The sequence below is a fragment of the Methylobacterium sp. V23 genome, from assembly GCF_002917135.1.
Lineage (GTDB): Bacteria > Pseudomonadota > Alphaproteobacteria > Rhizobiales > Beijerinckiaceae > Methylobacterium.
Genome location: NZ_PDHT01000033.1, coordinates 1 through 12,283, shown reverse-complemented (window position 1 = coordinate 12,283; position 12,283 = coordinate 1). Strand labels below are relative to the sequence as shown.

General features: G+C 72.7%; 12 protein-coding genes. 4 read left to right on the top strand and 8 right to left on the bottom strand.

All coding sequences use genetic code 11. The features are described from left to right. Window positions 1–101: 101 nt before the first annotated feature. Entirely contained in the window at window positions 102–2,468 is a 2,367-nt protein-coding gene (locus CRT23_RS22650; protein WP_103711889.1) for an exopolysaccharide transport family protein, read from the top strand. Between the two features lie 82 nt (window positions 2,469–2,550). Here CRT23_RS22650 and CRT23_RS22645 read toward each other — a convergent pair whose 3' ends face one another. Further along, window positions 2,551–3,744: a GNAT family N-acetyltransferase gene (locus tag CRT23_RS22645; protein WP_055951439.1), complete on the bottom strand. Its 1,194-nt coding sequence runs from the start codon at window positions 3,742–3,744 to the stop codon at window positions 2,551–2,553. Window positions 3,745–3,935: 191 nt separating this feature from the next. Between CRT23_RS22645 and CRT23_RS22640 the strand changes: the two genes are divergently transcribed. Continuing rightward, complete coding sequence (locus CRT23_RS22640) at window positions 3,936–5,039, top strand: polysaccharide deacetylase family protein (RefSeq protein ID WP_103711888.1); 1,104 nt, start codon at window positions 3,936–3,938, stop codon at window positions 5,037–5,039. A gap of 50 nt (window positions 5,040–5,089) precedes the next feature. Here CRT23_RS22640 and CRT23_RS22635 read toward each other — a convergent pair whose 3' ends face one another. The 6 genes from CRT23_RS22635 to CRT23_RS22615 form a co-directional block, all read right to left on the bottom strand. Next, a complete protein-coding gene (locus CRT23_RS22635; RefSeq protein WP_103711887.1) occupies window positions 5,090–5,506 on the bottom strand; it encodes a hypothetical protein in 417 nt (138 codons plus the stop codon). 123 nt (window positions 5,507–5,629) lie between these two features. Beyond that, window positions 5,630–5,848 carry a DUF2842 domain-containing protein gene (locus CRT23_RS22630; RefSeq protein ID WP_055951430.1) on the bottom strand — a complete coding sequence of 73 codons (219 nt, stop codon included), beginning with the start codon at window positions 5,846–5,848 and terminating at the stop codon, window positions 5,630–5,632. Window positions 5,849–5,960: 112 nt separating this feature from the next. Next, window positions 5,961–6,719: an ABC transporter ATP-binding protein gene (locus CRT23_RS22625; RefSeq protein ID WP_103711886.1), complete on the bottom strand. Its 759-nt coding sequence runs from the start codon at window positions 6,717–6,719 to the stop codon at window positions 5,961–5,963. A 1-nt stretch (window position 6,720) separates the two neighbouring features. Then, window positions 6,721–7,473: an ABC transporter permease gene (locus tag CRT23_RS22620; protein ID WP_055951423.1), complete on the bottom strand. Its 753-nt coding sequence runs from the start codon at window positions 7,471–7,473 to the stop codon at window positions 6,721–6,723. Window positions 7,474–7,642: 169 nt separating this feature from the next. After that, window positions 7,643–7,948 (bottom strand): hypothetical protein, encoded by a 306-nt coding sequence (locus CRT23_RS27970; RefSeq protein WP_146056463.1) that lies wholly within the window; start codon window positions 7,946–7,948, stop codon window positions 7,643–7,645. A gap of 257 nt (window positions 7,949–8,205) precedes the next feature. Next, complete coding sequence (locus CRT23_RS22615; protein ID WP_245436492.1) at window positions 8,206–9,858, bottom strand: inorganic phosphate transporter; 1,653 nt, start codon at window positions 9,856–9,858, stop codon at window positions 8,206–8,208. Between the two features lie 456 nt (window positions 9,859–10,314). Between CRT23_RS22615 and CRT23_RS22610 the strand changes: the two genes are divergently transcribed. Then, window positions 10,315–10,548: a GcrA family cell cycle regulator gene (locus CRT23_RS22610; protein WP_055951417.1), complete on the top strand. Its 234-nt coding sequence runs from the start codon at window positions 10,315–10,317 to the stop codon at window positions 10,546–10,548. 81 nt (window positions 10,549–10,629) lie between these two features. Here the strand turns inward: CRT23_RS22610 and CRT23_RS22605 are convergent, their stop codons facing one another. Then, complete coding sequence (locus CRT23_RS22605) at window positions 10,630–11,223, bottom strand: hypothetical protein (RefSeq protein WP_103711885.1); 594 nt, start codon at window positions 11,221–11,223, stop codon at window positions 10,630–10,632. Window positions 11,224–11,552: 329 nt separating this feature from the next. Here CRT23_RS22605 and CRT23_RS22600 point away from each other — a divergent pair, with 329 nt between their 5' ends. Beyond that, window positions 11,553–12,116 (top strand): superoxide dismutase family protein, encoded by a 564-nt coding sequence (locus CRT23_RS22600; protein ID WP_055951411.1) that lies wholly within the window; start codon window positions 11,553–11,555, stop codon window positions 12,114–12,116. Window positions 12,117–12,283: the final 167 nt, after the last annotated feature.

Genomic DNA, 12,283 nt, shown 5'->3' with positions numbered 1-12,283 from the left:
AAACGCGCGGTTCTTAACGTCCGGTCAACCTTAAGCCGGTCTAGTCGTGGAAAGCCGGCCTCTTCGCGGTCGACATCCTTGCCTTGCGTAAAGATCGAGCCATGCCCCGCTCTTCGCTGTTCGAGCCCACGCGCGATGCGTCCCCTGCCGGTAGCGAGGGCTTGGGGCTGTCTCAGCTCGCAGGCGTGCTACGCCGGTCCTGGCGCTGGATCGTCGTTCCGACCGCCCTGGTCACCATCGGCGCCATTGCCTTCGTGCAGGTGGTCTCGCCGCGCTACACCGGCGAGGCGAAGATCCTGCTGGAGAGCCGCGACACGCCCTACACCCGCACCGCCCAGGAACGTGGCGAGCAGCCCCAGCCCATCGACGAGCAGGCGGTGGCGAGCCAGGTGCAGGTGGTGATGTCGCGGGATCTCGCCCGCGAGGCGATCCGCCGGCTGTCCCTGGCGGGCAATGCGGAGTTCGATCCCGGCGTCGCCGGCTTCGGCCCGCTCCAGCGCGCCCTGATGATGATCGGGCTGGCCAAGAACCCGATGGAGCGTCCGCCCGAGGAGCGGATGCTGGAGACCTACTTCGACCGCCTGACCGTCTACCCGGCCGGCAAGTCGCGCATCCTCACGGTGGAGTTCCGCTCGAAGGACGCGCACCTCGCGGCCCAGGCGGCCAACACCATCGCCGAGCTCTACATCGCCTCCCTCGACGCGGCCAAGACCGACACCGCCCGCTACGCCTCGACCTGGCTCGGCGGCAACATCGAGACGTTGCGCACCCGCGTGGCCGAGGCCGAGGCCAAGGTCGAGACCTATCGCGCCAGCCATGGGCTGATCGCCACCGGCGGCGCCAGCGGCCAGCCCCTCGGCGCCCAGCAGCTCGGCGAGCTCTCGACCCAGCTCTCCCAGGCCCGCACCGCCAAGGCCGACCTCGCCGGACGCGCCAGGCTGATCAAGGAGATGATCAAGGACGGCCGCGCCTTCGAGATCCCGGACGTCGCCAACAACGAGATCATCCGGCGCACCGTCGAGCAGCGCATCACCCTGCGCAACCAGCTCGCCCTGGAATCCCGGACCCTCCTGTCCGCCCATCCGCGCATCAAGGAACTGACCGCGCAGATCTCCGACCTCGACGCCCAGATCAAAGCCACCGCCGAGCGCGTGGTCCGCACCCTGGAGAACGATGCCCGCATCGCCGAGGCCCGGGTCGAGAGCCTGGGTGCGGCGGTGGACGCGCAGCGCGAGGTGGTCTCGAAGGGCAATTCCAGCGAGGTCCAGCTGCGTGCCCTGGAGCGCGAGGCGAAGGCCCAGCGCGAGCAGCTCGAATCCTACCTCGCCCGCTACCGCGAGGCCTCGGCCCGCGACGCCGAGAGCGCCGCCCCGGCCGATGCCCGCGTGGTCTCGCGCGCCATCACTCCCGAGACGCCGTCCTTCCCGAAGAAGCTGCCGATCGTCCTCCTGGCGGCGGTGCTCGGCCTGCTGTTCTCCATGGGCGGCGTCATCGCCCACCACCTCCTCGGCGATCCCGACGGCCCGGGCCGCCGCCGCCGGCGCGAGGAGGAGTCCGAGGCGGAGGCGGAGCGCCCCGCCTATGGCCGCCAGCCCTTCGCCTTCCCCGAAGCCTCCCTCGCCCTGGCGCGGCAGGGCGCCAGCGCCACGGCGCAGGCCGGCAGCTCCGACGCCGCCCCGCTGATGGCCGCCGGCGCGGCTCCGACGGCCGAGGCGGCGCCCACCCGGCCGACCCTCGCCCCGGCACGGACCGAGGCCGTCCAGACCCCCGCCGACACTTCAGTCGCGACCTCTGCCGAGATTTCCGCCGAAACCGCCACCGATGCGGGTGCCTACGCCCTCGACCCGCTCATCGCCCGCCTGCGCACCGGCGCGGGTCCGGCCCGGTCCGGCGCCGGCCGCGCCGTCCTGGTGATCGAGGCCGTGCCGGCCAGGCACCGGGAGGCGGGCCTCGCCGTCAGCCTCGGCAGCAGCCTCGCGACCGGCGCGAGCGTCGTGGTGCTCGATCTCAACGGCCCCGCCTGCGGTGCGGACGATGTCGGCCTCACCGACCTGGTGGCCGGCGAGGCCGCCTTCCTCGACGTGATCCAGTCGATCCCCGGCTCGCGCCTGCATGCGATTCCGCGGGGCTTCGTCGACGCGGCGGTCCTGGCCGAGGAGCCGCAGGCCCTGGCGATCACCCTCGACGCCCTGGCCCAGGCCTATGACTGGGTGGTGTGCCGCCTCGGCACGCCGCAGGCCCGCACCGCCCGCGACATCCTGGCGGTGGCGGGCAGCCAGATGGATACGGCGATCATCGCCTCGGACCGCGACCCCGAGGATGCCGACCTCCTCGACCTCTACGCCCTGGCCGAGGCGTCCGGCGCCGGCCAGATCCTGGTGGCCCAGGATCAGGCCGCCGCGGCCCTGGCCCCCGAGGCGCCCGCCTTCGCCGAGGAGGCGATGCCCCTGCGCCTCTCGGCCGCCTGAACCCGGCCACCCCCGATCGTCGAACCACCCGGTACCGCCCCCGCATCCGCGGAAGGGCGGTGCCGCGCGTTCGGCGGGACCGCTACTCCGCCACCGCCCGGCGCCGGCGCAGGCGCGTCACCAGGGCCATCAGGCGCGGGTCGCGCTTGATGCGGCGCTTGAGGCGGGCGACCGCGCGGGTCCGGAGGGCGAAGGCCTGGCCGCGCAGGGTCACCGGCAGGACGACCTCGCCGAGCGCGATGGTCTCGTCGCAGATGCTGCTCTTGTAGCGGGCCTCGCCGACGCCGAGGTCGAAGGTCCGCCGGCCCCGGGCCGTCTGGTCGCCGATGAGGTGGTGCAGCAGGATGTCGCCGGGGCTCGAGCGGCTCACCGCCGGGTCGGCGTCGAAGGCGGTGAACATGCCGCTGTAGCGCTGGGCGTCGACCGCCCCGGCGAAGACCGCGAAGATGCGCCCGGTCTCGGTGGCGACGAGGGACGTCACCTCGATCGCCGACCCGCCCGCTGGGGAGGCCGCCCGGGCGAGGAAGTCCCGCACCGCCGGATCGGCATAGGGGTCGGCGAGACCCATGGCGGCGAAGCGCGCGGCCTTCTGGACGTAGAAGGCGGCGAGGACGCGCTCGGCATCCTCGGGGGTCTCGGCGCGCCGGCAGGCCACGGGACCGAAAGCCTCCACCAGCTTGCGCTCCTTGGCGCGCAGCTTCTTGCGGGCATCGCTGCTGAAGACGCGCTTCAGCGTCGACTCCGGATCGGGACCGAGGATCAGCCCGTAGGCGTCGCTCGGGGCGGGCTCGGCCCGGTGATGCAGGGGATTGGCCGCGCCGTCCCAGAAGCGGGGCTGGTGCGAGAGGGCGAAGACGTCGATCCCGGCGTCCCGGCCGAACCGGTGCAGGGCCTCGGCGAGGTCCTCCGGCGGCATCGCGGCCGCCTCGCGCGAGGCGAAGAGCGGCATGTGGTAGTTGGCGTGCTTCTCGCCCACGACCCGGGCCACGGTCGCCCCGCCCTCGCGGGCGACCACGAGGGGGAGGAGCACGCGGGGACGCCCGGCGGCGTCGCGCAGGACCACGATCCGCAGGTCCGCGCCCGGCGCGGTCCGGGCGAAGGCTGCGACCCAGTCGAAGCGCTGGTAGGGCGTGGCCAGGACGGCCGGATCGGCCTCCAGGGACCGCCACAGGGCCTCGGCGGCGGCCAGATCGGGGAAGACCTCCGCGGCGAGGCCGTGCCGCACCCGCGCGCGCATCGCTCCGGCTCCGGTCAGTTCATGGGCGAGAACGGCCATCCCATCATCCTTGCCATCAATCTCGGGGACCGGCGGATCGGGATCCGCCGGACTGCTGGGCCGACCCTGACCCCGCAGCCCTTAACCCGGCGGTGACGACGGGGCGACACGCTGCCCCTGTCTGCGCGCGTGGGTAACGAAACCTTGCCGGTTGGCGTGGTCCCCTGCGGCGACGCCGAAACGGATTCAACATGTCCGCTCCTGAGACCGCCGCGCCCCAGCCTGCTGCCCCGCGGCCCGCCCCTCCGCCCCCCTTGAGCCGACGTCACCGCCTGTTCGCGGCCGGCTTCCGGGCCATCGCGGCGAGCCGGGCGGACCTCTGGCTCGGGCCGGTGGCGCGCGGGCGCGGACTGATCCTGACCTTCCACCACGTCCGCCCCGACCGGCCGGACTCATACGACCCCAACGGGCTCCTGGCGATCACCCCGGATTTCCTCGACCGGACCCTGGCGCTGGTGCGCCGGCGCGGCTTCGAGATCATCGGCCTCGACGCCCTGCCGGCGCGCCTCGCCGCGGGCGGGCGTCCCTTCGTGGTGCTCACCTTCGACGACGGCTACCGCGACAATGCCGAGCACGCGGCCCCGATCCTGCGGCGGCACGGAGCGCCCTGGACGCTGTTCGTCACCAGCGACTTCGCGAGCGGGCAGGGGCGCCTGTGGTGGCTCGAGCTGGAGGAGGCGATCCGCCGCCTCGACCGGGTCCGGGTGCCCGAGGCGGGGCTCGACCTGCCGGCACGCCAGGCACGCGAGAAATCGGCGGCCTTCGACCGGGTCTACCGCCAGCTGCGGTCAGGCCCGGAGGCGCGGCTCCTCGCGGTCATCGCCGATCTCTGTGTCGAGGCCGGCCTGGCCCCGGGGTGCATGGCCGGCGGGCTCTGCCTGTCCTGGTCCGAGTTGCGGAGCCTCGGCCGCGATCCGCTCGTCACCTTCGGCGCCCACACGATCAGCCACCCGATGCTGGCCAAGCACGACGCGGCGGTGGCGCGCCGGGAGATCGCGGAGGGGCGGGCGCGGATCGCGGCCGAGCTCGGCCGTCCGGTCCCGCACCTGTCCTACCCGGTGGGCGATCCGACCTCGGCCGGCCCGCGCGACTTCGCCCTCGCCCGCGAACTCGGCTTCGCCACGGCGGTGACGACCCGGCCGGGCCATCTCTTCGCGGCCCATGCCGACCACCTGCACGCGCTGCCGCGGGTCTCGGTGAACGGCCACCACCAGACGGAGGCCGCGCTCTCGGCCCTGCTCTCGGGGGTGCCGTTCCTGGCCTGGAACCGGGGCCGCCGGCTCAACGTCGCCTGACGCGCGGCGCCGGCGCAGAGGGCGGCGCACCGTTGTCGCCGGCGGCGCGCTCAGCGCCGACGGCGATGGCGGCGATAGGAACGGCTCTCGCCGCCCGCGATGGCGAAGCTGGCGCTCTGACGGCCGTGGCGGGCATGGCGCCCGCGCCGCGTGCGATGACCGATGGAGGCGATTGCCGCCCCCGTCGCCGCGGCGCTCGCGGCGAGGCTCTGGGGGATCGCCGCCAGCGCGTTCGCGACCTCGGCCGAGGCCGTGGCGGCACCGGCGGACACGCCGCTAGCGACGTTCTTGGCGGCCGGGCCGAACATGGCGAGGCACTGGTTGTAGGCGAGGTCGTTCTTCAGGCGCTCACAATCGGAGACCGAGCGGGGCGCCCCTTGCGCCTGCGCCGGACGCACCGCCAGGAGGGGGAGGGCCGACAGGATCGCGAGGCCGAGCAGAAGCGAGGGCGTGCACAGGCGTGGCATTGAGCGGGACGACGGCCTTTTAACGAATGACACGGCGCGTGTCTGGCGCGCGAGTGCGGCGAAAACCCGACGCCGGACGACGTTTTCTGGCCAGCCCGGGGGTTCTCCCCGGTTCCCGCGCCCTCAGCCCCGATCCTCGGCGTCGTTCCTGCCCATCCAGCTGATCAGCGGCATCAGCGGGAAGATCCAGGCGATGCCGAGCAGGGCATAGAGCACCGCCTGCACGGGCGCCGGGGTCTCGGAGATCCGGCTGTCAGCCAGCGCCATGGCCAGCGGCGCGTAGATGATGATGAAGGCCAGCATCACGATCGTGCCGATCAGCGAGCGGGTGCGGCGGCGCATCGGCCTGATCCTCGAAGCGAACGGGTGTCTCCCAGCGGGGTAGAGCGCCGGGCGACCGATGGCAACGGCCGCGCCCGCGACCCTTTTCGCACCCGGCGTTCGCCCCGTCGCCTCAGAGCTCCGCCGAGCGGTTCGACAGCTCCATCCGCAATTGCCGGGCCGCCTCCTGCAGGGCGGCGTCGCGGCGGCGGCGGGGCCGGGGCACCGTCACGGGCATCTCGGCCGCCAGCCGGCCGGGGCTGCCGGCGAGCACAACGACCCGGTCGGCGAGAGTCACGGCCTCGTCGATGTCGTGGGTGACGAACAGGATGGTCTTGCCCGTCGCCGCCTGGATGCGCTGCAATTCGTCCTGCAGCCCCTCGCGGGTGAAGCTGTCGAGCGCCGAGAACGGCTCGTCCATGAGGAGCACGTCCGGGTCGACGGCGAGCGCCCGGGCGATGGCGACGCGTTGGCGCTGGCCGCCGGAGAGCTGGTGCGGCCAGCGCTGGCCGAGATCGCCGAGTCCCACGAGGTCGAGCATCGCCTGCGCCTTGGCCAGGCGCTCGGCCTTGGACAGGCCGCGGCCCTCGAGCCCGAAGGCCACGTTGGCGATGACCCGGCGCCAGGGCAGCAGCCGCGCATCCTGGAAGACCAGGGCCATGGGCGTGCGGCAGTCGGGGCGGGCCTGGAGGCGCACGGTGCCGGCGCTCGGCTCGGCCAGCCCGATCAGCACCCGCAGGACCGTGGACTTGCCGACACCGGATTCGCCGACGATGACGAGGAACTCGCCGCGGGCCACGTCGAGGTCGAGGTCCTGCAGGATGACGGTCCGGGTGCCGGCGCGCTCGTAGGCGAGGCTCAGGCCCGCGATGGAAATGATCGGGTCGGACATCTCAGGCGCGCCACCGTAGGAGCCACCCCTGGAGGGCGACGAAGGCCGTGTCGAACAGGCCGTAGAGGGCGGCCATGGTGAGCATGTAGACGACGACGATGTCGGTGGAGAGCAGGCTCGAGGCCTGCATCATCCGGGCGCCGACGCCGGGCACGCCGAAGATCTCGGCGGCCACCACCGCCATCCAGGCCTGGCCCAGGGCCGTGCGCAGGCCCACGAGGATGCCCGGGGTCGCGGCCGGGAGCAGGATCTTGGTGAGCCGGGACCAGGGCGAGCCGAAGCCGAAGGCCTGGGCCACCTCGATCAGGTCGCGGTCGACGCCGCGCACCGCCCCCTGCGTCGCGAAGAACACGATCCAGAACACGCCGATGGCGATGATGAAGACGGCGGCCTCCGGCTGGACGCCGAACCAGATGATGGCGAACGGCACCCAGGCCAGACCGGGAATCGGCCGCAGCAGGCGCACGATCCAGGCGGTCGCCGCTTCGAACCCGCGGAACATGCCGCTGAGGAGACCGAGCGCGATGCCCGCCCCCGCACCGACGCAGAGGCCGGTCACGTAGTGGCTGAGGCTCGACAGCACCGCCTCGCCCCAGACGCCGAGGCGCACCTCGTTGAGGAAGGCGGCCGGGATCGTGCTCGGCGGCGGCAGGAAGGCCGGGTTGATCAGGCCGAGGCGCGGCATCGCCTCCCAGAACAGCAGGAAGGCGAGGAGCCCGGCCGCCGCCAGGGCGGTGGAGCGCAGGGCCATCATGGCCAGTGCCCCGGACGGCGGCGGATCGGACCGGAGCGGGGGCGGCGCCGCGGCGGAAGAGGTCTGGGGGTCATCGGGCTCGTGGCTTGTGGCGGCATCGCGGCGCCGGGCGGAGCGGACGCGCGGGGAACGCAGGCGGGGGGAACGCGGGCAGGACGGGTGAGGGCATTCAGGCCCCGCAAGGGGCGGCGTCGCGGGTCGGCGGCCTCGCGAGGAGGGGGTCGAACGCGCGGGAACGGCCGGGCGGGGTGCCGCCGGGGGCCGAGCCGGCGGAGGCGACCAGGCGGTGACGCCCCGCAGGCGTTCCCACGGCATCGGACGGACCGGACGTGCCGACGCGGCGCGCGCGCATGCGGGCGACGCCGCCATCGCCGCTGACGCCGTCAGGGTCCGTGACCGGGTGGTCCGCCGCGAGGAGGGGCCGTGCGAGAGGGTCGCCGATCAGGCCGGCGGTGTCGGTGACGAAGACGCGCATGGAGTCCCTGGCGGCCGTCCGAACCGGATCGAGCCTGTCCCCGACCTACACGCAGCGCGGCGCGACCTCAAGAAAGCCGGGACTTGCCGGCTCCGGCCACGCGGGAGGCGGCGCCGGAGGGGGGACGAGCCCTCCGCCCGCTTCCATCGCCCGCTTCCATCGCCCGCTTCCATCGCCCGCTTCCATCGCCCGACGGGCATCCGCCCCTCCCATCCATCCGCCCGCCGCGCGACCGGGAGGGCGGGACGCACCTGTCCTCAGAACAGGTGCCGCAGGATGAAGAACAATCCGCCCGCCAGGGTGATGGCCGCCGGCAGAGTCAGCACCCAGGCGAGCGCCATGTTGCGCACGGTGGCGACCTGCAGGCCCGAGCCGTTGGCCGCCATGGTGCCGGCGACGCCGCTCGACAGGATATGGGTGGTGGAGACGGGCAGGCCGTAGAGCTCGGCCAGCCCGATGGTGCCGGCGGCCACCATCTCGGCCGAGGCGCCCTGGGCGTAGGTGAGGTGGGTCTTGCCGATCCGCTCGCCCACCGTGACGACGATCCGCTTCCAGCCCACCATGGTGCCGAGGCCGAGGGCGAGGGCGACGCAGACCTTCACCCAGGTGGGGATGTAGCGGGTGCCGTCGTTGAGCAGGCCCTCGTAGGCCTTGAGGGTCTTGGCCTCGGCCTCCGGGAAGCCGGCGCCGGCGGCCGGCAGCAGCCGCACCGCGTCGGCGGCGAGGTACATGTCGTTGCGCAGGTTGGGGGTCGCGGCGGCCGGCACCTGGCGGATCGTACCGTGGCGCTGCACCGAGGCGGCGATGTCGTCCGAGAGGGCTGCCAGCGCCGCGTAGACGGCGGGGGTGTTCAGCGCCTTGGTGCGCAGGGCCTCGCTGACCTGCCCGCGGGCAGCCGCCGCATCGGGACGGGCCGCGCCCGCGGCCCGGGCGGCGAACACCGTGCTGGCGTCCCGCGACTGCTGCACGAAGACCGGCGTCATGTCGTCCGACATGGTGCGGTTCAGGGCATAGGCGGTGGGGGCGGCGCCGATCAGGATCAGCATGATCAGGCCCATGCCCTTCTGGCCGTCGTTGCCGCCGTGGAAGAACGACACCAGGGTGCAGGTGAGGATGAGGAGGCCGCGGATCCAGAGCGGGGGCGGGGCCTCACCCGCGGGGGCCTCGTAGAGGTCCCGGCGCCGGACCACCGCCTTCATGACCAGCAGCAGCAGGGCCGCCAGGACGAAGCCGAGGACGGGAGAGAACAGCAGCCCCTCCAGCACCTTCACGGCCTGTCCCCACTCGACGCCGGAGGTGCCCTGGCCCTCGGGCGCCATCAGCTGGTTGGCGAGGCCGACGCCGATGACCGAGCCGATCAGGGCGTGGGAGGAGGAGTTCGGCAGGCCCAGCGCCCAGGTGCCGAGGTTCCACAGGATCGCGGCGATCAGCAGCGCGAAGATCATTGCGTAGCCGGCAGAGGAGCCGACCTGCAGGATCAGCTCCACCGGCAGCAGGGTGACGATGGCGTAGGCCACCGCGCCGGAGGACAGCATGACGCCGAGGAAGTTGAAGGCGCCGGACCAGATCACCGCCACCACCGGCGGCAGCGCGTGGGTGTAGATCACCGTCGCCACCGCGTTGGCGGTTTCGTGGAAGCCGTTCACGAACTCGAAGGCCAGGGCGATCAGGAGGGCCAGGGCCAGGAGGGCGAAGGCCCCGATCGCGAGCGGCGTCTCGCCGACCGCGTTCATGTCGTGGACCAGACTGTAGCCCGCATAGGCGAGGCCGCCCAGGAGGACGAGGGCGAAGGCCACGAGTCCCGAGACGTGGATGCTGCCGTCGAGGTTCGGGCCGGGGCGGCGGCCCGGCTCCGCCTGCGGCGCCGGGCGAAGTCCGGGGGCGATCGCATCAGCCATGATTTCGGCCATGATTGGGGTCTCCCGACAGGGCGATCGCCGCGGCGGGTTGATCCCGGCACGATCCCCGCACATCCCGGCTGTATGACGGTCCTGTCTCAGGACGATGACAGCCACGGGCCTCCTGGCATTGGCCGGGATGAAACCCATCTGTGATTCGTAATGGCCGCCGAAGCAGCCTGGAGCCCCTTAAGCAAGCGGCCCGAAACCTGTGCGCTGCAACACACGCATGCGTCAGCACTTGTTTGCCGAGGGGCAAACCCCAGATATAACAGCATCATGACGCTGTCGCGTCCGGTTTGGCCGCGCTTCCGACCTGCTCAAGGTCCGCGATTCTTCCCATTCATGTCCGCGGGTCGCCCGCTGTGTCCATGCAGGGGAGAGGCCCTCCCGAAGGCGACACGCTCCCGATCCGTCACACTCCGCTGGGCCCCGCCCGCGAAAGCCAGTCCGCGAGTCATCCGATCCATGAACCAGCTTGTCCGCATGTCACAGGTCGGCGAGGCCGATGCCATCGCCGAGCCCTCCGCCGAGCTGCGGGTGCCGTTCGCGCAGTCCGGTGCCTTCGTGTGCAAATTCATCATCGGCGAGCCCAATGACCGCGCCGTCTGCTGCGGCGCCCCGGCGCCCGACGGCAAGAGCTGGTGCGCCTTCCACCGCCGCATCGTGTTCGAGCCGGCCCGGCCCGGCCGCCTGCGCTGATCCGCAGACCCTCGATCGCACGCTGACCCCAACCCCGCCGGTATCCCCGGCGGGGTTTTCGTTTGCGGCGCCGAGCGAGTCCTAGTCCTCGCTCTCCTCCTCGTAGGGGCGATAGGTGCGCAGGCGCCGGCCATCGGGGAACTCGACGCTGCGGGACCGCACCACGAGGTAGCCGGCCTCCTGGGCCTGGCGGATCCGGCGGGCCCGGTCGTCCTCGTACACGAACGGACCGGTCGATTCCGGGACGACGCCGTAGCTGTAGCGAATCACCGGCGGCCGCGTCGTCACGCGCCGGACGGCGGGGTCCCGGTGCTCCTGGACCCGCGCCACCGTCCGGACGGCAGGACGACGCGACGGGGACGCCGCCGGGCGCGCGACCCGCACGCGGGCTTCGGTATTCCCACGCGCACGCGTCTCGCGCGCGCTCTTCGGCGTCCGGACCGCCGCATGCGTCGAGCGCCGGGTTTCGGCAGGCGCCGCCGACGGCTTGGGCGCCTCCGGGGTCGCCGCGGGCGTGGGCACCGGGGATGCGGACTCGGCGGTCCCCCGGGGGGGTGGGTCGGTCCAGGTCCGGCCGGATGCGGATGACGGCGGCGTCTGCGCGTGGACCAGGGCGGGCAGGAGACCCAGCACCAGAGCGAGGAACCCGAGGCGGCGAGGGGCGGCGAACGTCATGGGAACCTCCCAACGAGTCTAACGCTGCAATCAATGTTAATGCCGCGCCAAGATCTGCGGCCCATCCACCAGCGGAGACTTGGTGAATCGGGCGCCGAGATTGGCCCCGTGACGGGAAACTTAGCGAAACCTTAAGAGTTCGTCCACGGACCGCAACCATCGGGGTGCCGCAGGACACAGCTGTTCGCGCCGGCCCGGGGGTCCGGCATCTGGCCTCACCGGTCCAGGCATGGGAAAGGTCGGGCCGCCCGGCATTGCCGTGGAGCGCCTCGCGACCATCTTCGTTGACGCTCCACCGGCGTACCCGGCGTGGAGAGGAGAGCCATTTCATGAGACGACTTCCGTCGGTCCTTGCCCTCGCGGCCAGCACGGCCTTCGCCGCCCAGGCGGCCCTCGCGCAGACCGCCCCGGCGGCGCCCGCGGAGGCAGCGCCCCCCGCGGCCCCACAGACCTTCGAGAGCCCGATTCAGAACGGGAAGGGCGAGCCCATCGGCAAGATCATGATCCGCGACGGCGCGAGTTCCCTGGTCATGCGCGTGACGATCCAGCCCGGCGGCCTGCCCCCCGGCTGGCACGGCATCCACTTCCACGCCGTGGGCGATTGCTCGGACACCGCGAAGTTCGAGAAGTCGAAGGCCCACGTGAACCACGACCAGAGCAAGCACGGCCTGCTCAATCCGGAGGGTCCGGACGAGGGTGACCTGCCGAACGTCTTCGCCAATGCCGACGGATCGGTGAACGCGGAGGTGTCGAGCGAGACGCCGCTGACCGGCGAGGGCGCTCTCAAGGACGGCGACGGCTCGGCCCTGATCATCCACGCCAACGAGGACGATCACACCACGCAGCCCATCGGCGGTGCCGGCGCCCGCATCGCCTGCGCGGTGATCAAGTAAGCCTCGGTTCGACCCCGCGGAGCCCTGGGCTCCGCGGGGTGCGGGACGACGCTACTTCTGGACGACGCTGACGAGCTTGGCGCCGCGCGCCTTCCGTTCGGGCAGGGCGGCCTTGACGGTCTGGAGGATGCCGGCGGCGTCGAGGCCGGCCTCGGCGTACATGGCGT

Coding starts and splice junctions, on each gene's coding strand:
- CRT23_RS22615 (WP_245436492.1), bottom strand. CDS start 9,858: ATGGCCGAAATCATGGCTGATGCGATCGCCCCCGGACTTCGCCCGGCG.
- CRT23_RS22620 (WP_055951423.1), bottom strand. CDS start 7,473: ATGATGGCCCTGCGCTCCACCGCCCTGGCGGCGGCCGGGCTCCTCGCC.
- CRT23_RS22625 (WP_103711886.1), bottom strand. CDS start 6,719: ATGTCCGACCCGATCATTTCCATCGCGGGCCTGAGCCTCGCCTACGAG.
- CRT23_RS22610 (WP_055951417.1), top strand. CDS start 10,315: ATGAACCAGCTTGTCCGCATGTCACAGGTCGGCGAGGCCGATGCCATC.
- CRT23_RS22605 (WP_103711885.1), bottom strand. CDS start 11,223: ATGACGTTCGCCGCCCCTCGCCGCCTCGGGTTCCTCGCTCTGGTGCTG.
- CRT23_RS22635 (WP_103711887.1), bottom strand. CDS start 5,506: ATGCCACGCCTGTGCACGCCCTCGCTTCTGCTCGGCCTCGCGATCCTG.
- CRT23_RS22630 (WP_055951430.1), bottom strand. CDS start 5,848: ATGCGCCGCCGCACCCGCTCGCTGATCGGCACGATCGTGATGCTGGCC.
- CRT23_RS22640 (WP_103711888.1), top strand. CDS start 3,936: ATGTCCGCTCCTGAGACCGCCGCGCCCCAGCCTGCTGCCCCGCGGCCC.
- CRT23_RS22600 (WP_055951411.1), top strand. CDS start 11,553: ATGAGACGACTTCCGTCGGTCCTTGCCCTCGCGGCCAGCACGGCCTTC.
- CRT23_RS22645 (WP_055951439.1), bottom strand. CDS start 3,744: ATGGCCGTTCTCGCCCATGAACTGACCGGAGCCGGAGCGATGCGCGCG.
- CRT23_RS27970 (WP_146056463.1), bottom strand. CDS start 7,948: ATGCGCGTCTTCGTCACCGACACCGCCGGCCTGATCGGCGACCCTCTC.
- CRT23_RS22650 (WP_103711889.1), top strand. CDS start 102: ATGCCCCGCTCTTCGCTGTTCGAGCCCACGCGCGATGCGTCCCCTGCC.